The 20282-nt window shown below is 60.0% G+C and carries 22 protein-coding genes; 2 read left to right on the top strand and 20 right to left on the bottom strand.

Annotated elements, in window-relative coordinates:
* Positions 1–3: 3 nt before the first annotated feature.
* The 5 genes from ccmE to ccmA form a co-directional block, all read right to left on the bottom strand.
* Complete coding sequence (gene ccmE / locus QRN31_RS23300; RefSeq protein WP_019692353.1) at positions 4–459, bottom strand: cytochrome c maturation protein CcmE; 456 nt, start codon at positions 457–459, stop codon at positions 4–6.
* Complete coding sequence (ccmD, locus tag QRN31_RS23295) at positions 456–632, bottom strand: heme exporter protein CcmD (protein ID WP_027922383.1); 177 nt, start codon at positions 630–632, stop codon at positions 456–458. Before ccmD ends, ccmE begins: the two co-directional genes overlap by 4 nt.
* On the bottom strand, positions 629–1384 hold the full coding sequence (locus QRN31_RS23290) for a heme ABC transporter permease (RefSeq protein WP_090181584.1): 756 nt from the start codon (positions 1382–1384) through the stop codon (positions 629–631). Before QRN31_RS23290 ends, ccmD begins: the two co-directional genes overlap by 4 nt.
* 78 nt (positions 1385–1462) lie before the next feature.
* Positions 1463–2131 (bottom strand): heme exporter protein CcmB, encoded by a 669-nt coding sequence (ccmB, locus tag QRN31_RS23285; RefSeq protein WP_090188533.1) that lies wholly within the window; start codon positions 2129–2131, stop codon positions 1463–1465.
* Positions 2128–2763, bottom strand: a complete 636-nt coding sequence (gene ccmA / locus QRN31_RS23280) for a cytochrome c biogenesis heme-transporting ATPase CcmA (protein ID WP_285434799.1) — start codon at positions 2761–2763, stop codon at positions 2128–2130. Before ccmA ends, ccmB begins: the two co-directional genes overlap by 4 nt.
* A gap of 197 nt (positions 2764–2960) precedes the next feature.
* Between ccmA and fliK the strand changes: the two genes are divergently transcribed.
* Together fliK and QRN31_RS23270 are read left to right on the top strand one after the other, a co-directional pair.
* The gene (fliK, locus tag QRN31_RS23275) at positions 2961–4535 is read left to right on the top strand and encodes a flagellar hook-length control protein FliK (RefSeq protein ID WP_285434798.1); all 1575 of its coding nucleotides are present in this window, start codon (positions 2961–2963) and stop codon (positions 4533–4535) included.
* On the top strand, positions 4532–4861 hold the full coding sequence (locus QRN31_RS23270) for an EscU/YscU/HrcU family type III secretion system export apparatus switch protein (RefSeq protein WP_285434797.1): 330 nt from the start codon (positions 4532–4534) through the stop codon (positions 4859–4861). The genes fliK and QRN31_RS23270 overlap by 4 nt, the downstream gene beginning before the upstream one ends.
* A 64-nt stretch (positions 4862–4925) precedes the next feature.
* Here QRN31_RS23270 and QRN31_RS23265 read toward each other — a convergent pair whose 3' ends face one another.
* From QRN31_RS23265 to flhA, 15 genes are all read right to left on the bottom strand, one after another.
* Entirely contained in the window at positions 4926–5420 is a 495-nt protein-coding gene (locus QRN31_RS23265; RefSeq protein WP_350310392.1) for a DUF6622 family protein, read from the bottom strand.
* 307 nt (positions 5421–5727) lie between these two features.
* Positions 5728–6120 (bottom strand): DUF2802 domain-containing protein, encoded by a 393-nt coding sequence (locus QRN31_RS23260; RefSeq protein ID WP_222585257.1) that lies wholly within the window; start codon positions 6118–6120, stop codon positions 5728–5730.
* Positions 6121–6606, bottom strand: coding sequence for a chemotaxis protein CheW (locus QRN31_RS23255; RefSeq protein ID WP_008155806.1), 486 nt, complete (start codon positions 6604–6606; stop codon positions 6121–6123). It lies immediately after the preceding gene.
* Positions 6607–6683: 77 nt separating this feature from the next.
* Entirely contained in the window at positions 6684–7580 is an 897-nt protein-coding gene (locus tag QRN31_RS23250; protein WP_285434794.1) for a CheW domain-containing protein, read from the bottom strand.
* A 1-nt stretch (position 7581) separates the two neighbouring features.
* Positions 7582–8370, bottom strand: a complete 789-nt coding sequence (locus tag QRN31_RS23245) for a ParA family protein (RefSeq protein ID WP_208671867.1) — start codon at positions 8368–8370, stop codon at positions 7582–7584.
* Positions 8371–8413: 43 nt separating this feature from the next.
* On the bottom strand, positions 8414–9304 hold the full coding sequence (gene motD, locus QRN31_RS23240) for a flagellar motor protein MotD (protein ID WP_285434793.1): 891 nt from the start codon (positions 9302–9304) through the stop codon (positions 8414–8416).
* A gap of 15 nt (positions 9305–9319) precedes the next feature.
* A complete protein-coding gene (locus QRN31_RS23235) occupies positions 9320–10060 on the bottom strand; it encodes a flagellar motor protein (protein ID WP_285434792.1) in 741 nt (246 codons plus the stop codon).
* Positions 10060–11205, bottom strand: a complete 1146-nt coding sequence (locus QRN31_RS23230) for a protein-glutamate methylesterase/protein-glutamine glutaminase (protein ID WP_285434790.1) — start codon at positions 11203–11205, stop codon at positions 10060–10062. Before QRN31_RS23230 ends, QRN31_RS23235 begins: the two co-directional genes overlap by 1 nt.
* 49 nt (positions 11206–11254) lie before the next feature.
* Positions 11255–13486, bottom strand: a complete 2232-nt coding sequence (locus tag QRN31_RS23225; protein ID WP_285434789.1) for a chemotaxis protein CheA — start codon at positions 13484–13486, stop codon at positions 11255–11257.
* 55 nt (positions 13487–13541) lie between these two features.
* On the bottom strand, positions 13542–14330 hold the full coding sequence (locus tag QRN31_RS23220) for a protein phosphatase CheZ (protein WP_285434787.1): 789 nt from the start codon (positions 14328–14330) through the stop codon (positions 13542–13544).
* A 23-nt stretch (positions 14331–14353) separates the two neighbouring features.
* Complete coding sequence (locus QRN31_RS23215) at positions 14354–14725, bottom strand: chemotaxis response regulator CheY (protein WP_003183998.1); 372 nt, start codon at positions 14723–14725, stop codon at positions 14354–14356.
* Between the two features lie 166 nt (positions 14726–14891).
* Entirely contained in the window at positions 14892–15632 is a 741-nt protein-coding gene (fliA, locus tag QRN31_RS23210) for an RNA polymerase sigma factor FliA (RefSeq protein WP_007894214.1), read from the bottom strand.
* On the bottom strand, positions 15629–16459 hold the full coding sequence (gene fleN / locus QRN31_RS23205; protein ID WP_003222917.1) for a flagellar synthesis regulator FleN: 831 nt from the start codon (positions 16457–16459) through the stop codon (positions 15629–15631). Before fleN ends, fliA begins: the two co-directional genes overlap by 4 nt.
* 116 nt (positions 16460–16575) lie before the next feature.
* The gene (gene flhF / locus QRN31_RS23200; RefSeq protein WP_090181562.1) at positions 16576–17910 is read right to left on the bottom strand and encodes a flagellar biosynthesis GTPase FlhF; all 1335 of its coding nucleotides are present in this window, start codon (positions 17908–17910) and stop codon (positions 16576–16578) included.
* Between the two features lie 11 nt (positions 17911–17921).
* The gene (flhA, locus tag QRN31_RS23195) at positions 17922–20051 is read right to left on the bottom strand and encodes a flagellar biosynthesis protein FlhA (protein ID WP_285434785.1); all 2130 of its coding nucleotides are present in this window, start codon (positions 20049–20051) and stop codon (positions 17922–17924) included.
* Between the last annotated feature and the right edge of the window lie 231 nt (positions 20052–20282).

Here is a 20282-nt window from a genome sequence, read left to right as displayed (position 1 = left end):
CAATTAACCCTCTTTCGCAGGTGTCGGCGCCGACTGACCGCTGTCTTTCAACGCTTTGGTCACTTCGGGCGGCATGTACTTCTCGTCGTGCTTGGCCAGCACCTCATCAGCGACCACCACGCCGTCAGCGTTGAGCTTGCCGAGGGCAACGATGCCCTGCCCTTCGCGGAACAGGTCCGGCAGGATGCCGCGATAGGTGATGGTCACGGATTTGTTGAAGTCAGTGACGATGAATTTGACGTCCAGCGAGTCGCCGGAACGTTGCAGCGAGCCCTTCTCGACCATGCCGCCAGCGCGGATGCGCGTATCTTGCGGGGCTTCGCCGTTGGCGATCTGGGTCGGGGTGTAAAACAGATTGATGTTCTGTTGCAGCGCGCTCAGGGCCAGGCCAACGGCCGCACCGACACCGACCAGGATCGCGAAAATGATGATAAGACGCTTTTTGCGCAGCGGATTCACTTGCCGTTCTCCCGGCGCAGACGACGCGCCTCTTGTTGCAGATACCGCTTGCGGGCCAGGATCGGCGCCGCCACGTTGAGGACCAGCACCGCCAGGCAGATGCCGTAGGCTGACCAGACATACAGGGCATGATGGCCCATGGCGAGGAAGTCGCCGAATGAAGCAAAACTCATCGAACGGCCTCCAGACTGTTCTGCACTTCAGCTTTTACCCAGCTCGCCCGGGCTTCGCGCTTGAGCACTTCAAGGCGCATGCGCAGCAGCAATACCGCGCCGAAGAAACAGTAGAAACCCAGCACCGTCAGCAGCAATGGCAGCCACATCTCGGCGGGCATGGCCGGTTTTTCGGTGAGGGTGAAGGTCGCGCCCTGGTGCAGGGTGTTCCACCACTCCACCGAGTACTTGATGATCGGGATGTTGATCACGCCGACAATCGCCAATACCGCGCACGCCTTGGCGGCGCTGTCACGATTGCTGATGGCGTTGCCCAGCGCAATGAGACCGAAGTACAGAAACAGCAGAATAAGCATGGACGTTAGTCGCGCATCCCAGACCCACCACGAGCCCCAGGTCGGTTTGCCCCAGATCGCGCCAGTGACCAGCGCCACGGCGGTCATCCAGGCACCGATGGGTGCCGCGCATTGCAGGGCGACGTCGGCCAGTTTCATCTTCCACACCAGCCCGACCACGCCGCACACGGCCAGCATGACATAGCAGGACTGAGCCAGCATGGCAGCCGGAACATGGATATAGATGATGCGGAAGCTGTTGCCTTGCTGGTAATCCGGCGGCGCGAAGGCCAGGCCCCAGACGACGCCGACGCCAATCAGCAGCAACGCGGCGATGCTCAGCCACGGCAGCAGTTTGCCACTGATGCCGTAAAACCATTTGGGCGAGCCGAGCTTATGAAACCAGGTCCAGTTCATTACTGTTTCCATCACGGTGGCTGCTCGTTATTACAAGCAGCCCAGGGTCTTTACTGATCAAATCTTGACCAGACCTCATTATTCGCCGACGCTGATCTTCAGGCCAGCAGCTATTGCAAAAGGTGTCAGGGTTATCGCCAGGGCGGTCAGGCTACCAAGCCACAAGAGATAACCGGTCGCCGGCATGCCCTGCAAGGCTGCCTGCAAGGCGCCACTGCCGAGAATCAATACCGGGATGTACAACGGCAGAATCAGCAGGGCCAGCAATAGACCGCCGCGCTTCAATCCTACCGTCAGGGCTGCGCCCACCGCACCGAGCAGGCTCAGCACCGGTGTACCGAGCAATAAGGAAAGCAGCAACACCGGCAGACAAGCGGTTGGCAAACCGAGCATCAACGCCAGCAGTGGAGCGAGCAAAACCAGTGCCAGGCCAGAGAAGGCCCAGTGTGCCAGTACCTTGGCCAAAACCAGAAGAGGCAAGGGGTGCGACGAAAGGACCCACTGTTCCAGGGAACCGTCCTCGAAATCACTGCGGAAAAGCCCGTCCAGCGAGAGCAAGACCGATAAAAGGGCCGCCACCCAGACCAGCCCTGGAGACAAGGTTTGCAACAATTGAGACTCAGGTCCGACAGCCAGCGGGAACAGCGACACCACGATCGCAAAGAATACCAGCGGATTGGCCAGCTCCGCCGGACGGCGGAACAGCAGACGGGCCTCACGGGCGACCAACAGGCCGAAAACACTCATACGGCCCATTTCCCCAAATCAATGTCGCGATAGGTGGCCGGCATCCGGCTCAACGTATGGTGAGTGGTCAGCACCACCATGCCGCCGCGCTCACAGTGGCCGGCCAGGTGTTCTTCGAGTTGCGCCACGCCTTGTTTGTCGAGCGCGGTAAACGGTTCATCGAGGATCCACAGCGGCGGGCTGTCCAGGTACAGACGCGCCAGCGCCACACGGCGTTGCTGCCCGGCGGACAGCGTGTGACAGGGCACATCCTCGAAGCCGCGCAGGCCGACAGCACCCAGCGCCTGCCAGATCGCGTCGTGAGTCGCGGGTTGATGCAAGGCGCAGAGCCAGCTCAGGTTCTCTTCCGGCGTCAGCAAATCCTTGATCCCGGCGGCATGGCCGATCCACAGCAGGTTGCGCGCCAGCTCGAGCCGCTGATCGTTCAGCGGCTGGCCATTGAGCAGCACTTGACCGGCGGTCGGCTGCATCAAGCCGGACAGCAAGCGCAGGAGGCTGGTTTTGCCACTGCCGTTGGGACCGCTGATTTGTACCATTTCGCCACTGGCCAGTCTCAAATCGAGATTTTCGAAGAGCAGCCGAAGGTCTCGCTCACAAGCGAGGGCAACGGTTTGCAGGACTGGACTGGTCAAGAGATCACGGGCCTTTTGCGGTTCAAGTCGGCGGCACAGCGGCCGCTAAAGAGATGCAGCATAGATGCATTGGCGGCCTGTTCTAGAGAGCTGTGTCAAACAATTGCAATGTTTTCGCCACTCCCCGAAAGACGGGCGGCATTATACATGCCATGCCCTACTCTAAAGAGTGCATTTTCCTCAGGTTGTGACCGCGTATGACAGGCGAAATGAACATCCTCCCGCTACCGCAGACCACGCCCGCGACATCGCGGCCCTTGGTGACGAGTGGCGACCTGCTCAAGCTGATGACGCCGATGGAGGGCCTGATCAGCGCCGGCCAAACGGCCCAGGCCGAAGTGCTGTCGCTCAAGCAGGCGGATCAGAGCTTTCAACTGTTGCTCAAAGTCACCCTGGATAGCGGCCGTCAGACCACGGTTCAGGCCACCAGCACCCAACCGCTGCCCCAAGGCACCAGCCTGGCAATTACCCAACCGTCGGCGAGCAACCTGGCGATCACCGTACAACAGGCCATCGCGTCCAGCGTGGCCACCCTCACCCGCATCGATACGGCGCAACTCCCGGTCGGCACCTTGCTGCAAGGCAAAGTGCTGACCTCGCAAGTGCTGCCGCAGGTGCCGGGCCAGCCCACGGTGTTTCGCTCGATGGTGAGCTTGCTCAACACCGCGTTGAGTGGCAGCACGCTGAGCATCGACAGCCCGACGCCCTTGCGCATCGGCACCCTGTTGAGCGCCTTGGTGCAGGACACGCAAACATTGAAATTCGTGCCGTTGAGTAACCGTCAAGAGCAACTGGCGATCACCCAGCAACTGGTCAGCCAGCAGAGCCGCCAAGGGTCATTGGATGGATTGATCAACGCGCTGCAAAACCTGTCGCCGTCGGACCAGACGTCCAGCGACCTGCGCAGTGCCGTGGAAAAACTGCTGGCCGGTTTGCCGGACGTTCAACAACTCAGTACGCCCAAAGGCCTCGCTCAAGCGCTGGCCAATAGCGGCCTGTTCCTTGAAGCGAAATTGCTCACCGGCCAGAACCCGACGCTGGCGCCGGACATGAAAGGCAATCTGCTCAAGCTGATCGCGCAACTGACGCCAGGGCTGCCGGCCAATACCACTCTCAACGCGATCATCGCCGCCAATACGTTGGTCCAGAGCATGCCAAGCTTCGTGCGCAGCGCCCTCGGCATGCTCGGCCAGGTCAGCGCCAAACCGCAACCGACCAGTTTCCCGCTCCCCGAACGCCTGCTGCAGAGCCAGGACGGTGAAAACGATCTGGAGCATTTGTTGCGCCTGGCTGCGGCGGCGGTTTCACGCCTGCAAAGCCATCAACTGTCGAGCCTGGAACAGACTGGCGTGACGGACGATGGTCGATTGCTCAGCACCTGGCAACTGGAAATCCCGATGCGCAACCTGCAGGACATCGTGCCGTTGCAGGTCAAGTTCCAGCGCGAAGAAGCGCCCGAAAAAGAACCACCGCACGAACGCCGCGACGAACGCGAGCCGAAACAGCAACTGTGGCGCGTAGACCTGGCGTTTGACATGGAGCCCCTGGGCCCATTGCAGATTCAGGCGCAGTTAATCAAGGGCAGCCTGTCCAGCCAGCTCTGGGCTGAACGGCCGTACACCGCGAGCCTGATCGAAAGCAATCTGGCCGCGCTGCGCCAGCGCCTGCTGGATTGCGGACTGAACGTTGGCGATCTCGACTGCCACCTCGGCGCACCGCCACAAGGCACCCAAACCCGCCTCGAACAACGCTGGGTCGACGAAACCGCATGAGAAATAATGACACCCCACGCCAGGCCATCGCCCTCAAATACGACGGCACCCACGCCCCGACCCTCACGGCCAAAGGCGATGAAGAACTGGCCGAAGCCATTCTGCAGATTGCCCGCGATTACGAAGTGCCAATCTATGAAAACGCCGAGCTGGTGAAGCTGCTGGCGCGGATGGAATTGGGGGAGAGTATTCCGGAGGAGTTGTATCGCACGATTGCCGAGATTATTGCGTTTGCTTGGAATCTTAAGGGCAAGTTTCCGGCGGGGCATGATCCGAATGCGCCGAGGGTGGAGAAAGACGTTACCGAGCGCGGGGATGATTACTGAGACGTCGAGAACAGGGATCCGGGCCGCTCCGCCAATATCAACGCTCGTGCAACCTCCCGATCTACTATGCCGCTGTAACGCTATCGGTCTTGAAAAAACGCAATAGCCTTAAACTGCGGCCGATGATCAAACCATTGATCAGGCCAGCCCCCAGCGCTGCACCTGCAATCACCGACACTTCGTTGGCCAGCTCGGGATGCACCGCCGCCTGATATCCGTTGTAATAACGCCAGGCAAAGAAGCCCCAGTACACCAGCAGCACTTTGATCGTGCCACCCAGCACCAACCGATCACCCTCGCGCTCAACGTCGTTGTACGAATAGAAGCGCAGCCCTGTAATCCCTCCTGCCAACAAGCCCAACGAGTAAATCGACAACGGCACTGCGATACCCTGCGAGAACTCCAGGGACGCCAGGGAGATCGTGACAAAGATCATCGGTGTTATCTGCAATGACCTTTTCGACTCATGATTCCTGAAGCAAGCCATGACGCCGAAATAGCTGATTATCAAAAAAACCGCATAAACCCAAAGCGGTGTGTTTTGCAGGATATCGAGCATGGAAAGCCTTGGAGTTAGAGCTTTATTGTGACTGCAGGCGAATAGAACCAACGGATGACCTGCAGCGACCGAAAGCGATTACCGACGATAGACCACTTTCACAAATCGGCGAAGTCCGGAAAGGTTGTAGGCAAGGGATTAGCGCAGGATTGAAGAAACAGAGGGTGTGGCGCAGCGCAGTGATGATTGCGCAGGATTTGAGGACGCCATCGCGGGCAAGCCCGCTCCTACAGGGGTTGGCGGCGTTCACGCAATTTGCGTTTTACCCCATCACCTGTGAGAGCGAGCCTTCTCGCGATCAGTTTTGTCAGTTTTTATGTAGCTTACGCATCAACTCCGCCTCAGCCTGGGTCAAGCCGCAAGACTGAGTCAGTTCGTCAACGGTAGCGCCCATCCCCACCAGCCGCGCCGCTTGGGCAAACGACAGGCTCGAGGGGTCACGCTGCTCCAGCTGGGCCAGTTTGTCCGGCAGAGGGCTGACCACGGCGCGCAGTTCGTGCAGGGCTTCACCCATGCGCACGCTGCCACTTTGATAGTCGTCGACGCGCTTGCCCAGGTCCTTGATGCGCTGATCGCGCAGTGCGTCACCCTGGGCCTGTTGCGCGGCTAGCAGCCGTTGAGCGCGAATGTACGCCAGAAACATTGCCAGCGTGCCTGCCCAGAATAGGAACAGGACAATGACCGCTACCTCAAGAATCAATCAGATGTTCTCCAGATCCGACCATTCTTCTTCGCTCATCATCTTGTCCAGCTCGACCAGGATCAGCAGTTCGTTGTTCTTGTTGCACACGCCTTGAATGAACTTGGCGGATTCTTCGTTACCGACGTTTGGCGCGGTTTCGATTTCCGACTGACGCAGGTAGACCACTTCGGCCACGCTGTCGACCATGATCCCGACCACTTGCTTGTCGGCTTCGATGATGACGATACGGGTGTTGTCGCTGATTTCGGCATTCATCAGGCCGAAGCGCTGACGGGTGTCGATCACGGTGACCACGTTACCGCGCAGGTTGATGATGCCCAGCACGTAGCTCGGAGCACCCGGGACCGGGGCGATTTCGGTGTAACGCAGGACTTCCTGAACGCGCATCACGTTGATGCCGTAGGTTTCGTTGTCCAGTTTGAAGGTTACCCATTGCAGGATCGGATCTTCAGAACCTTTTGCATTCGTCGCTTGATTACTCATACCCTGACCCCTCGAAAAACCGCTTCTGGCGGCGTGTGTTCTGTGTGGCGGCATTCAACAATGCCGTCGCATACTTGTTATGTCGGCTGTTTTGTCGGTTTATGTAGCGGCTTGCTGCCGCTCATGTGCTTTGCCCCGCCACTGGCGATCAACTCGGCCAGCTCGGAAACGTCCAGCAGCGCACACATGTGCTCAATCACCGTGCCGGCGAGCCACGGCCGCTGACCTCGATGACTTCTCCATTTGATTTCGTTCGGGTCCAGGCGCAACGAACGGCTGACCTGGTGCACCGCCAGCCCCCATTCGTAACCCTGAACCGAAATGACGTATTGCAGGCCCTGGCGGAAATCGTCGCGGTAGCGGTCGGGCATGACCCAGCGCGCGGTGTCCAGGACTTTCAGGTTGCCGGCCTGGCTCGGCAGGATTCCGAGAAACCATTCCGGTTGGCCGAACAGCGGCGTCAGCTCGTGGCCTGCCAGGGAATAAATGGACCCCAGGCACACCAGCGGCACCGCCAGGGTCAATCCGGCGACATCGAACAGCAGGCATTCGAACGGTTCGGCGGCCCATGACGGACGACCGTCGGTTTCCACCGGTGGCGGCGTGTTGCTCGGCGGCAGGTGGACTTCGACGACCGGCGGCACCAGGGTTTGCAGCAGCGGCGCGAGCGTGGAGACCGGTGCCAGAATCGGTGCCGGCGCTTCGATCACCGCGACCGGCGCTGGCTCAACGACGGGGGTAACCGGGGCCGCGACGACAGCCGGTTGGTGCGCATCGCGGGCCTGCTCCTCGAGCACCGCCGCCTGGAATTCATCCAGCGCCGCTTCAACCTCGACCGTTTCAACGACCTCGATGACTTGAGCAACCGCCTCGACTTCCAGCGGCAATTCTTCGGTCGCCTCCATCAGCAAGCTGTCCAGGTAAGACTGGAGCGCAAGTTGCGGGCGCGACGTGATTTTCACCGGCCGATTCATCTCACGCCACCTGCGGGACAAGTTGTGCGGCCAGCAAATGCTTGAGCAATGCGCGGTACGCGAGAACGCCACGGCTCTTGCCATCAAATTGCGAAGGCGTCAGCCCCGCCCGGCTGGCATCACGCAGACGGGTATCGACCGGGATGTAGCCCTGCCAGATTTCTTCCGGGTATTTGTCGCGCAGCACCCGAAGCGTCCCGAGGGAAGCCTGGGTGCGGCGGTCGAACAGGGTCGGAATGATGGTGAACGGCAACGCCACTTTACGTGAGCGGTTGATCATCGCCAGGGTGTTGACCATGCGTTCCAGGCCTTTGACGGCCAGGTGCTCGGTCTGCACCGGGATCACCAATTGCTGGCTCGCCGCCAAGGCATTGACCATCAGCACGCCGAGCAACGGTGGGCTGTCGATGACGGCGTAATCGAAGTCCTGCCACAACTGCGCAAGGCTCTTGGCGATCACCAGGCCCAAACCGCTCTGGCCCGGCGACTGGCGTTCAAGCGTGGCCAGCGCAGTGCTCGATGGCAACAGCGAAATATGTTCATGACTGGTCGGCAGCAGCAATTGACCGGGCAAGCCTTGGGGCACGCTGCCCTTGTGCAGGAACAGGTCGTAGCTGCTGTGTTCGAGGCTATCGGGGTCGTAGCCGAAGTAGCTGGTCATGGAGCCGTGCGGATCGAGATCGACCACGACCACGCGCTTGCCCGCCTCCGCCAGTAAACCGGCTAAAGCGATAGAGGAAGTGGTTTTACCAACACCACCCTTTTGATTGGCAACGGCCCAGACTCTCATTCGGATTGTTCCTCCCGATCGACAAGGTCGATCGAGAAATAGCTCAACGTGTTAATACAGGTGACGGAGAATTGACGGCGCTCTCTCGTCCCGGCGACTTGACCGGGGTCGGTGCAGTTTGTGTGCCAGCACGCTTCAACGCGGCGTCCGGTTTTGCATTAGCGGTTCCGGTGCCCGTGAGGCTGCGGCGTACATCGAGATTTCGCGACACGACCAGCACAACGCGACGGTTGCGTGCCCGGCCCTCGGCGGTGGCGTTATTGGCCACTGGCTGGAACTCGCCGTAGCCCACCGACGCCAGGCGACCCGGGTTGACGCCCTGCATCGCCAGCATGCGCACGATGCTCGCCGAACGAGCCGAGGACAGCTCCCAGTTGGTCGGGTATTGCGCGGTACGAATCGGCTGATCGTCGGTAAAGCCTTCGACGTGAATCGGGTTGTCGAACGGTTTCAGAATATGCGCAACCTTGTCGATGATGTTGAACGCCATGTCGCTGGGCATGGCGTCGCCGCTGCCGAACAACAGGCTGGAGTTGAGTTCGATCTCGACCCACAACTCGTTGCCGCGCACGGTCATCTGGTTGGACTTGATCAAGTCGCCGAACGCCGCGCTGATGTCATCGGCGATGCTTTTCAGCGGATCGCTGGCTCCGGCAATACCTGCGTCAACCTGCTCGGCGTCTTTGACCAGCGGTTTGGCCGGGGTCACCGTCAGCGGTCGCTCTTCACCGATCGGAATCGGCTTGAGGGCGTGATCGCTGTCGGTAAAGACTCCGATCAGCGCCTCGGAAATGACCTTGTACTTGCCTTCGTTGATCGACGAAATCGAGTACATCACCACGAAGAACGCGAACAGCAACGTGATGAAGTCGGCGTACGAAACCAACCAGCGCTCGTGGTTTACATGCTCTTCAGGTTGGCGACGACGAGCCATGATCCATATCCCCCATCAATCCATGAAGCCCTGAAGCTTCAACTCAATAGAGCGAGGGTTTTCACCTTCGGCGATCGACAGGATCCCTTCCAGCAACATTTCGCGATAACGCGACTGGCGCAACGCGACAGACTTGAGCTTGGCGGCAATCGGCAGCAACACCAGGTTGGCACTGGCCACGCCGTAGATGGTCGCAACGAAGGCCACGGCAATGCCGCTGCCCAGTTGCGAAGGATCGCCCAAGTTGCCCATGACATGAATCAGGCCCATCACCGCACCGATGATGCCGATGGTCGGCGCGTAGCCGCCCATGCTTTCAAAGACTTTGGCGGCCTCGATGTCGCGGCTTTCCTGGGTGTAGAAATCCACTTCCAGAATGCTGCGAATCGCTTCAGGCTCGGCGCCATCCACCAGCAGTTGCAGGCCTTTGCGCGAGTAGCTGTCGGGTTCGGCATCGGCCACACCTTCCAGACCGAGCAAACCTTCCTTGCGAGCCGTCAGGCTCCAGTTCACTACGCGATCAACGCCACCGGCCAGATCGACGCGGGGGGGAAACAGAATCCAGCCAAGGATTTGCAAGGCGCGCTTGAAGGCGCTCATCGGCGATTGCAACAAGGCTGCGCCAATGGTCCCGCCGATGACGATCAGCGCGGCCGGGCCGTTGGCCAGCGCCCCAAGGTGACCACCTTCCAGGTAGTTGCCACCAACGATGGCGACGAACGCCATGATGATCCCGATAAGGCTTAAAACATCCATCAGATGCACGCCTCGGCCAGGTGCCTGCCAATGTCGTCCAGGCTGTAGATCGCGTCAGCGAGGTCAGCTTTGACGATGGCCATCGGCATGCCGTAGATCACGCAGCTCGCTTCATCCTGGGCCCAGATTGCACTGCCACCCTGTTTGAGCAGACGCGCCCCTTCACGACCGTCGGCGCCCATGCCGGTCAGTACGACCGCCAGAACTTTGTCGCCGTAGGATTTGGCTGCCGAACCGAAGGTGATGTCCACGCACGGTTTGTAATTGAGACGCTCGTCGCCCGGCAGGATTTTCACCGCGCCACGGCCGTCGATCATCATTTGTTTGCCACCCGGCGCCAGCAGCGCCAGGCCCGGACGCAGGATGTCGCCATCCTCGGCTTCCTTGACGCTGATGCGGCACAGCTTGTCCAGACGCTCGGCGAACGCCTTGGTGAAGGCGGCCGGCATGTGCTGGATCAGCACGATCGGAGCCGGGAAATTGGCCGGCAGCTGGGTCAACACCCGTTGCAAGGCAACCGGACCGCCCGTGGACGTGCCGATGGCCACCAGTTTGTAGGCTTTGCGTTTCGGCGCTGGCGAGGACGGGCCCGTCGATGTCGGGGCCGATGTCGGGGCATAGCTACGCGCCGGAACCGGTGCCGCTGCCGGACGCGCAGGCACGCTGCTGCCGTAGCTACTGACGCTCGAAGGCGCAGGGGCTGGCGCGGCGACCGGGGCCGGCGCGCTGTAGGTGTTGGCACGACGATTACTGCGCGAGATGCTGAGAATCTTCTCGCACAGCAGTTGCTTGACCTTCTCCGGGTTACGGGAGATGTCTTCGAAATTCTTCGGCAGGAAATCCACTGCACCGGCGTCCAGCGCATCGAGGGTAACGCGAGCGCCTTCGTGGGTCAGCGAGGAGAACATCAACACCGGGGTCGGGCAGCGCTGCATGATGTGCCGCACCGCTGTGATGCCATCCATCATCGGCATCTCGTAGTCCATGGTGATCACGTCTGGCTTGAGGGCCAGCGCTTGATCGATCGCCTCTTTTCCGTTGGTCGCCGTACCGACGACCTGGATATTCGGATCCGCTGAAAGAATTTCCGAGACGCGGCGGCGGAAAAACCCCGAATCGTCCACCACCAGGACTTTGACTGCCATAAACACTCCGTTAGACGGAGCGAGGCTTGGTCGCCCCGCTCCACCAGAATCAAATACGCCGCGTGGCGTAACGCTTGAGCATGCTCGGAACATCGAGAATCAGCGCGATGCGACCGTCACCGGTAATGGTGGCGCCCGACATGCCCGGGGTTCCCTGGAGCATTTTGCCCAATGGCTTGATGACCACTTCTTCCTGGCCCACCAATTGATCGACGACGAAGCCGATCCGCTGAGTGCCCACCGAAAGGATCACCACATGGCCTTCGCGCTGCTCTTCGTGAGCGGCGGAGCTGACCAGCCAGCGCTTGAGGTAGAACAACGGCAGCGCCTTGTCCCGCACGATCACCACTTCCTGGCCGTCCACCACGTTGGTGGTCGAGAGGTCGAGGTGGAAGATCTCGTTGACGTTCACCAGCGGGAACGCAAACGCCTGGTTGCCGAGCATGACCATCAGCGTCGGCATGATCGCCAGGGTCAACGGGACCTTGATGACGATCTTCGAGCCCTGGCCCTTGGTCGAGTAGATGTTGATCGAACCGTTGAGCTGGGAAATCTTGGTTTTCACCACGTCCATGCCCACGCCACGGCCCGACACGTCGGAGATCTCGGTCTTGGTCGAGAACCCGGGTGCAAAAATCAGGTTGTAGCACTCGGTATCGCTCAGGCGATCGGCCGCGTCCTTGTCCATCACACCGCGTTTTACCGCGATGGAACGCAGGACGTTGGGGTCCATGCCTTTGCCGTCATCGGAGATCGACAGCAGGATGTGGTCGCCTTCCTGTTCGGCCGCGAGGATCACTTTGCCGCCGCGGGACTTGCCCGAGGCTTCGCGCTCTTCCGGCGACTCGATGCCGTGGTCGACCGCGTTGCGCACCAAGTGGACCAGCGGGTCGGCCAGGGCCTCGACGAGGTTCTTGTCGAGGTCGGTCTCTTCGCCGACCAGCTCCAGGATGATCTCTTTTTTGAGCTGGCGAGCCAGGTCGCGAACCAGACGCGGGAAGCGCCCGAAGACCTTCTTGATCGGTTGCATCCGGGTCTTCATCACCGCGGTCTGCAGGTCGGCCGTGACCACGTCGAGGTTCGACACGGCCTTGGACATGGCTTCGTCGCCGCTGTTGAGGCCCAGACGGACCAAGCGGTTACGCACCAATACCAGTTCGCCCACCATGTTCATGATTTCGTCGAGACGCGCGGTATCGACCCGCACGGTGGTCTCGGCTTCACTCGCCGGTTTTTCCGGTGGCGGCGCGGACGGCGCGGCGCGAGCCGGTGCCGGTGCAGCAGCGGCAGCCGGTTTCGGCGCTTCAACTTTAGGTTCTGGTTTCGCTGCGGCAGCAGGCGCCTTGGCGGCAGGAGCGGTCACCACGGTGCCGGTGCCCACTTCGGTGAACTTGCCTTTGCCATGCAATTCGTCGAGCAGTGATTCGAATTCGTGATCGGAGATCAGATCACCGCCAGCCGCTTTAGCGGTCGGCGCAGCCGGGGCTGGAACCGAGGCAATGGCCGACTCCAGCGCATCAACGGCAAAGTTGCCCTTGCCGTGCAACTGGTCGAGCAATGCCTCGAATTCGTCGTCGGTGATGTCGGAGCTGTCGCCTGCCGCCTTCGGGGCAGCCGGTGCCGCAGGAGCAGGCGCTGCCACCGCATCGACAGCAAACTGGCCTTTGCCGTGCAGTTGATCGAGTAACGACTCGAACTCGGCATCGGTGATTTCATCACTGGCCGCCGCTTGTGCCGACTGCACGGGTGCCGCCGACGGCGCTTCAGCCTGAGCCTTGACGGCGTTCAGCGAGTCCAGCAGTTGTTCGAATTCGTTATCGGTGATGTCGCCCGACTCTTCAACAACCGGAGCCTGGACCACTTCGGCCACCGGTGCAGCTTCGTCGGCCATCTGCGGCTCGGCCAGACGGGCCAGTGCCGCAAGCAATTCTGGCGTCGCAGCCGTAATCGGGCTGCGTTCGCGGACTTCGGTGAACATGCTGTTCACCGCATCCAGCGCTTCGAGAACAACGTCCATCAGTTCCGAGTCGACGCGCCGCTCACCCTTGCGCAGGATGTCGAACACGTTCTCGGCGATGTGACAGCACTCCACCAGCTCGTTGAGCTGGAGGAAGCCGGCGCCCCCTTTTACAGTGTGAAAACCGCGAAAAATTGCATTGAGCAGGTCCGCATCATCAGGTCGACTTTCAAGCTCGACCAGCTGTTCGGACAGTTGCTCTAGAATCTCGCCGGCCTCAACCAGGAAATCCTGAAGGATCTCTTCATCGGCGCCGAAGCTCATTAAGGGGGGTGCTCCTAAAGGTCTAAAAACCTAAAAAACCTAGAATGCTGAAACTCTAAAATCCTAGGCTGGATAACAAATCGTCCACATCGTCCTGACCGGACACAACGTCTTCTCTTTTATCGGCATGAATCTGCGGACCTTCACCCTGAGAGAGATGTTTTTGTGGATCTTTTTCAGCCAGCATCGCTTCACGGTCATGCTCGATGCCCGCAAAGCGGTCTACCTGGCTGGCCATGAGCACGAGCTTGAGCAGATTGCTTTCAACTTCGGTGACCAATTGGGTCACACGCTTGATCACCTGACCGGTGAGGTCCTGGTAATCCTGAGCCAGCAGGATGTCGTTGAGGTTGCTCGACACCGTGCGATTGTCTTCGCTGCTGCGTGTCAGGAAACCGTCGACCCGACGAGCCAGTTCGCGGAACTCTTCAGCCCCGACTTCACGGCGCATGAACCGCCCCCAATCCGCGCTCAACGCCTGGGCTTCCTGGCTCAGGCCGTTGACCAGCGGTGTGGCGTTCTCCACCAGATCCATGGTGCGGTTGGCGGCGGCCTCGGTCAGCTTGACCACGTACCCCAGACGCTCGGCGGCATCGGTGATCTGGGACACTTCCTCGGCTTGCGGCATGTTCGGGTCAATCTGGAAATTGACGATCGCGCTATGCAGCTCGCGAGTGAGCTTGCCCACCTCCTGATACAGGCCGCGGTCACGGGTCTGATTGAGCTCATGGATCAGTTGCACTGCGTCGCCGAACTTGCCCTTTTCAAGGCTGTTGACCAATTCGACCGCGTGTTTTTTCAGGGTCGATTCAAAATCGCCCTGTGAAGATTCGTTATTGTCCATAGCTCCCCCGGTGACGCAGTGTCTCAACCGATGCGTTCGAAAATCTTTTCGATTTTTTCTTTCAACGCCTGGGCCGTGAAGGGTTTGACCACATAGCCGTTAACACCGGCCTGGGCCGCTTCGATGATCTGCTCGCGCTTGGCTTCAGCGGTGACCATCAGCACTGGCAGGTGCTTGAGCTTTTCATCGGCGCGCACGTGGCGCAGCAGATCGATGCCGGTCATGCCAGGCATGTTCCAGTCCGTTACCAGAAAGTCGATGCTGCCGCTGTTGAGAACCGGAATGGCGGTAGTGCCATCGTCAGCCTCGACCGTGTTGGTGAACCCAAGGTCACGCAACAGGTTTTTTATGATCCGCCGCATCGTTGAGAAGTCATCAACGATGAGGATTTTCATGTTCTTGTCCAATTCGACCTCCAAGCAGTCTTAAACGCGCCCAGCACCTGGACACGCCATTTCAATCAATCCGGCAATGCACTCGATGACTGTCTGGAGCACAACAGATCGCGACCGGTGCAGCTAATCCCGCACCGGTCCCGCTCGCAGTGTCCCCACACTGCCTTCAGCGCGCTCGCCACTCCCCCAAACGCCCCCGCAAGCGGGCCGCGCACTGGCTGTGTAACTGGCTGACCCGGGATTCGCTGACCCCAAGGACCTCACCGATTTCCTTGAGGTTCAGCTCTTCGTCGTAGTACAGCGCCAACACCAGTCGCTCACGCTCCGGCAAATTGGCAATCGCGTCCGCCAGCGCCGCCTGGAAGCGTTCATCTTCCAGATCGCGTGACGGTTCCAGATGTGCACTCGCGCCATCCTCGTGCAGCCCTTCGTGTTCGCCGTCCTGCAACAGATCGTCGAAACTGAATAACCGGCTGCCCAGGGTGTCGTTCAAAATCCCGTAATAATCGTCGAGACTCAATTGGAGTTCGGCCGCAACTTCGTGATCTTTAGCGTCACGACCGGTTTTAGCTTCAATAGAGCGAATTGCGTCGCTGACCATGCGGGTATTGCGGTGGACCGAACGTGGCGCCCAGTCCCCCTTGCGAACTTCATCGAGCATCGCGCCGCGGATTCGAATGCCCGCGTATGTCTCGAAACTCGCGCCCTTGCTGGCGTCATATTTGGTCGACACTTCAAGCAGGCCGATCATTCCGGCCTGGATCAGATCTTCAACCTGAACACTGGCTGGCAGACGTGCCAGCAGGTGGTAAGCAATGCGTTTGACCAGTGGCGCGTAACGCTCGATCAGCTCGTACTGCGCGTCACGTGCCGACTTCTTGTAGAGGTTGTAGCCACTGGCTGTCATAGGACGGGTCCTGCGGTCTGTTGCACGAGACGCTCAACGAAAAACTCCAGGTGCCCACGCGGGTTGGCAGGCAACGGCCAGGTATCGACCTTCTGCGCAATCGCCTTGAACGCCAGGGCGCATTTGGAGCGCGGGAAGGCTTCATAGACGGCGCGCTGCTTCTGCACGGCCTTGCGTACGCTTTCGTCGTAAGGCACGGCGCCGACGTATTGTAGGGCGACGTCAAGGAAGCGATCCGTGACCTTGGTCAACTTGGCGAACAGGTTGCGACCTTCCTGCGGGCTCTGCGCCATGTTGGCCAGCACGCGGAAGCGGTTCATGCCGTAATCGCGGTTCAGCAACTTGATCAGTGCGTAGGCGTCCGTGATCGAGGTCGGCTCGTCGCACACCACCAGCAAGACTTCTTGCGCGGCGCGAACAAAACTGACTACCGAGTCACCAATACCTGCAGCTGTATCGATCACCAGGACATCGAGGTTGTCGCCGATGTCGCTGAAGGCCTGGATCAGGCCGGCGTGTTGAGCCGGGCTCAGATGAACCATGCTTTGGGTGCCGGACGCGGCCGGGACGATGCGGATGCCGCCGGGGCCCTGCAACAGAACGTCGCGCAGCTCACAGCGGCCTTCGATCACGTCGGCCAGGGTACGTTTGGGTGTCAGTCCCAGCAGGACGTCAACGTTCGCCAACCCCAGGTCGGCGTCCAACAGCATGACGCGACGGCCGAGCTCAGCCAGGGCCAGTGACAAATTCACTGACACGTTAGTCTTGCCGACGCCACCCTTGCCGCCGGTCACCGCGATCACCTGTACGGGATGCATGCTGCCCATGTTATTTCTTTACCTTGTCTTGCATAGACGGAGGCCACATTACTGGCTGCGCGTTCTCAAACGGAACAATGCATGGCAGACCATCGATGTAGGTATGAAAACTGTTCATTACTACCTCAGCCAACCTGCTTGGTCGGACTGTGGTAAATATCAGCGAACATGTCAGCCATGGCTTCTTCGCTGGGTTCTTCCTGCATTTGCACGCTAACGGCGCGACTGACCAACTGATGACGACGCGGCAGATGCAAATCATCCGGAATCCGCGGGCCATCCGTCAGGTAGGCCACCGGCAATTCATGACTGATTGCCAGGCTTAACACCTCTCCCAGACTTGCCGTTTCATCCAGTTTAGTCAGGATGCAGCCAGCGAGCCCGCAGCGTTTGTAACTGTGATAAGCGGCGGTTAGAACCTGTTTTTGGCTGGTGGTTGCCAACACCAGGTAATTTTTTGATTTGATGCCTCGTCCGGCCAGGCTTTCGAGCTGCATGCGCAGTGCCGGATCGCTGGCCTGCAGGCCAGCGGTATCGATCAGCACCACGCGTTTGCGCAGCAAGGGTTCCAGTGCCTGGACCAGCGACTGGCCCGGATCAACGTGGGTCACCGACACATTGAGGATCCGGCCCAGCGTCTTGAGTTGTTCCTGAGCACCGATACGGTAGCTGTCCATGCTCACCAGCGCGATGTTTTGCGCGCCGTACTTGAGCACATAACGCGCCGCGAGCTTGGCCAGGGTGGTGGTCTTGCCCATGCCGGCGGGGCCGACCATGGCAATCACGCCGCCCTCTTCCAGTGGCTCGACTTCCGGTGTGGCGATCATCCGCGCCAGGTGCGCCAGCAGCATGCGCCAGGCCTGACGAGGTTCTTCAATATCGGTAATCATTGCCAGCAGATCGCGCGACAACGGACCGGACAAGCCGATGCGTTGCAGTCGACGCCAGAGGTTGGCCTGGGCCGGGCGGCTGCCTTGCAGCTGATTCCAGGCCAGGGAGCCGAGTTGTACTTCCATCAGTTCGCGCAGGCTGTTGAGCTCGAAACGCATCGAGTCGAACGCCCGAGGATCGACGCCGCCTGCCGCTGGCGCAGGGGCCGGCGCTGCACGACGGGGTTGGGTGTAAGTTGGCTCGATCAGCGGTTCGGCGGCGGTCAACGGCAGACCGGCGAACAACTGCCGATTGGTGGTTTTGTCGCCGTCGGTCTCGCCTTCGCCACGCAGGCTCAATTCGGCCTGGGCGGTGACGATCCGCGACTGGGTCTTGCGCAGCTCATCCTCGAGTTCCATGTTCGGAACACGAGGGGCCAGCGCCGACAATTTGTAATCGAGGGCAGCCGTCAGTTCGACACCGCCGGCGATCCGGCGATTGCCGATAATGGCGGCATCAGCGCCCAGCTCATCACGAACCAGTTTCATGGCCTGACGCATATCGGCGGCGAAAAAACGCTTAACTTGCATAAACCACTACCTCAGCCGTTGGGCCCTACTGTCGCAACGATGGTCACTTGCTTGTTGTCAGGAATTTCCTGGTAAGCCAACACATGCAAACCCGGGACTGCCAGTCGGCCGAATCGCGACAACATTGCGCGAACCGGACCGGCCACCAGCAGAATCACCGGCTGACCTTGCATCTCCTGACGCTGCGCCGCTTCGATCAACGAGCGTTGCAGCTTCTCAGCCATGCTTGGCTCCAACAGAACGCCCTCTTCCGAGCCTTGTCCTGCCTTCTGAAGACTATTGAGCAATATCTGTTCCAACCTTGGCTCCAGAGTGATAACTGGCAGCTCGGAGTCAGTCCCCACAATGCTTTGGACGATTGCACGGGATACGCCGACGCGCACCGCAGCGACCAGCGCGGCGGTATCTTGACTCTTGGCGGCATTGTTGGCGATGGCCTCGGCGATGCTGCGAATGTCGCGCACCGGCACCTGTTCAGCCAACAACGCCTGCAACACCTTGAGCAGTTGCGACAGCGACACCACACCCGGCACCAGCTCTTCAGCCAGCTTGGGTGAGCTTTTGGCCAGCAATTGCATGAGTTGCTGGACTTCTTCGTGACCGATCAGTTCGCTCGAGTGCTTGTAAAGAATCTGGTTCAAGTGGGTCGCCACGACCGTGCTGGCATCGACCACGGTGTAACCCAGCGATTGAGCCTGGGCGCGCTGACTGATTTCGATCCAGACCGCCTCCAGACCAAAAGCCGGATCTTTGGCGGTTATGCCATTGAGCGTGCCGTAGACCTGCCCCGGGTTGATCGCCAGTTCGCGATCCGGGTAAATCTCCGCTTCCGCCAGGATCACCCCCATCAACGTAAGGCGATAGGCACTCGGCGCGAGGTCGAGGTTGTCACGGATGTGCACAGTCGGCATCAGGAAGCCCAGGTCCTGGGAGAGCTTCTTGCGCACGCCCTTGATCCGCGCCAGCAACTGACCACCCTGATTGCGATCAACCAGCGGGATCAGGCGATAGCCGACTTCCAGCCCGATCATGTCGATCGGCGTCACGTCGTCCCAGCCAAGCTCCTTGGTTTCCATGGCGCGGGCCGGCGATGGCAGCAGCTCCTGCTGGCGCTTGACCTCTTGCAAGGCCTGAACCTTGACCACGTTCTGTTTTTTCCAGAACAGGTACGCACCGCCGGCCGCCAGGGCTGCCATGCTGAGAAAGGAGAAGTGCGGCATGCCGGGCACCAGCCCCATCACCGCCATCAAACCTGCGGCGACGGCCAACGCTTTCGGCGAGGCGAACATCTGGCGACCGATCTGCTTGCCCATGTCTTCCGAACCGGAAGCACGGGTCACCATGATCGCGGCCGCTGTGGACAACAGCAGTGATGGCAATTGCGCCACCAAACCGTCACCAATGGTCAACAGCGCGTAAACCTTGCCGGCGTCGCCGAAGCTCATGCCGTGCTGGAAGATCCCGACCGCCATGCCGCCAATCAGGTTGATGAACAGAATCAGCAGACCGGCGATGGCGTCACCGCGCACAAATTTGCTGGCACCGTCCATGGAACCGTAGAACTCGGCTTCCTGGGCGACTTCCATGCGGCGCAGCTTGGCCTGGTTCTGATCGATCAGGCCGGCGTTGAGGTCGGCGTCGATGGCCATCTGTTTGCCGGGCATCGCATCGAGGGTGAAGCGCGCGCTCACCTCGGAAATCCGCCCGGCACCCTTGGTCACCACGACGAAGTTGATGATCATCAAGATCGCGAAGACCACGATACCGACCACGTAGTTACCGCCGATCACCACCTCACCGAAGGCCTGGATCACCTTACCTGCGGCGGCATGCCCTTCCTGACCATGGAGCATTACCACCCGCGTGGAGGCCACGTTCAGCGCCAGGCGCATCAACGTCGCCACGAGCAGGATGGTCGGGAAGACGGCGAAATCCAGCGGCCGCAAGGCGTACACGCAAACCAGCAGTACGACGATCGACAGCGCAATGTTGAACGTGAAGAACACGTCCAGCAGAAACGGCGGCACCGGCAACATCATCATCGCCAGCATGACCAGCAGCAACAACGGCACACCCAGATTGCCCCGACTTAACTCGGCAACGTTTGTGCGGGCAGTGTTGAGTAACTGAGAGCGATCCACCGGTTTTCCCCGTTTCTTTAAAGCAAACTTTTGACGCCCAGAGCAGGCGCAGGGCGGCTATTGCAAGAAGCCTTCCAACTTTTGCAGACGTTTGAAATAGAGGGTTTACCTGGGGACATTGTGCTGCCTGGACTGACCTCATCGCGGGCAAGCCCGCTCCCACAGGCAACCGAGTTCTTCCTGAGGAAATGCGAACAAATGCGGGAGCGGGCTTGCCCGCGATGGGGCCGG

The organism is Pseudomonas sp. fls2-241-R2A-110, from assembly GCF_030209165.1.
Lineage (GTDB): Bacteria > Pseudomonadota > Gammaproteobacteria > Pseudomonadales > Pseudomonadaceae > Aquipseudomonas.
This window is presented reverse-complemented; position numbering and strand designations above follow the sequence as displayed.

Bases quoted from the DNA above. Each gene is read 5' to 3' on its own strand.
- ccmD (WP_027922383.1), bottom strand. From the start codon at position 632: ATGAGTTTTGCTTCATTCGGCGACTTCCTCGCCATGGGCCATCATGCC.
- QRN31_RS23290 (WP_090181584.1), bottom strand. From the start codon at position 1,384: ATGAACTGGACCTGGTTTCATAAGCTCGGCTCGCCCAAATGGTTTTAC.
- ccmB (WP_090188533.1), bottom strand. From the start codon at position 2,131: ATGAGTGTTTTCGGCCTGTTGGTCGCCCGTGAGGCCCGTCTGCTGTTC.
- fliK (WP_285434798.1), top strand. From the start codon at position 2,961: ATGACAGGCGAAATGAACATCCTCCCGCTACCGCAGACCACGCCCGCG.
- QRN31_RS23270 (WP_285434797.1), top strand. From the start codon at position 4,532: ATGAGAAATAATGACACCCCACGCCAGGCCATCGCCCTCAAATACGAC.
- QRN31_RS23265 (WP_350310392.1), bottom strand. From the start codon at position 5,420: ATGCTCGATATCCTGCAAAACACACCGCTTTGGGTTTATGCGGTTTTT.
- QRN31_RS23255 (WP_008155806.1), bottom strand. From the start codon at position 6,606: ATGAGTAATCAAGCGACGAATGCAAAAGGTTCTGAAGATCCGATCCTG.
- QRN31_RS23250 (WP_285434794.1), bottom strand. From the start codon at position 7,580: ATGAATCGGCCGGTGAAAATCACGTCGCGCCCGCAACTTGCGCTCCAG.
- QRN31_RS23245 (WP_208671867.1), bottom strand. From the start codon at position 8,370: ATGAGAGTCTGGGCCGTTGCCAATCAAAAGGGTGGTGTTGGTAAAACC.
- motD (WP_285434793.1), bottom strand. From the start codon at position 9,304: ATGGCTCGTCGTCGCCAACCTGAAGAGCATGTAAACCACGAGCGCTGG.
- QRN31_RS23235 (WP_285434792.1), bottom strand. From the start codon at position 10,060: ATGGATGTTTTAAGCCTTATCGGGATCATCATGGCGTTCGTCGCCATC.
- QRN31_RS23230 (WP_285434790.1), bottom strand. From the start codon at position 11,205: ATGGCAGTCAAAGTCCTGGTGGTGGACGATTCGGGGTTTTTCCGCCGC.
- QRN31_RS23225 (WP_285434789.1), bottom strand. From the start codon at position 13,486: ATGAGCTTCGGCGCCGATGAAGAGATCCTTCAGGATTTCCTGGTTGAG.
- QRN31_RS23220 (WP_285434787.1), bottom strand. From the start codon at position 14,330: ATGGACAATAACGAATCTTCACAGGGCGATTTTGAATCGACCCTGAAA.
- QRN31_RS23215 (WP_003183998.1), bottom strand. From the start codon at position 14,725: ATGAAAATCCTCATCGTTGATGACTTCTCAACGATGCGGCGGATCATA.
- fliA (WP_007894214.1), bottom strand. From the start codon at position 15,632: ATGACAGCCAGTGGCTACAACCTCTACAAGAAGTCGGCACGTGACGCG.
- fleN (WP_003222917.1), bottom strand. From the start codon at position 16,459: ATGGGCAGCATGCATCCCGTACAGGTGATCGCGGTGACCGGCGGCAAG.
- flhF (WP_090181562.1), bottom strand. From the start codon at position 17,910: ATGCAAGTTAAGCGTTTTTTCGCCGCCGATATGCGTCAGGCCATGAAA.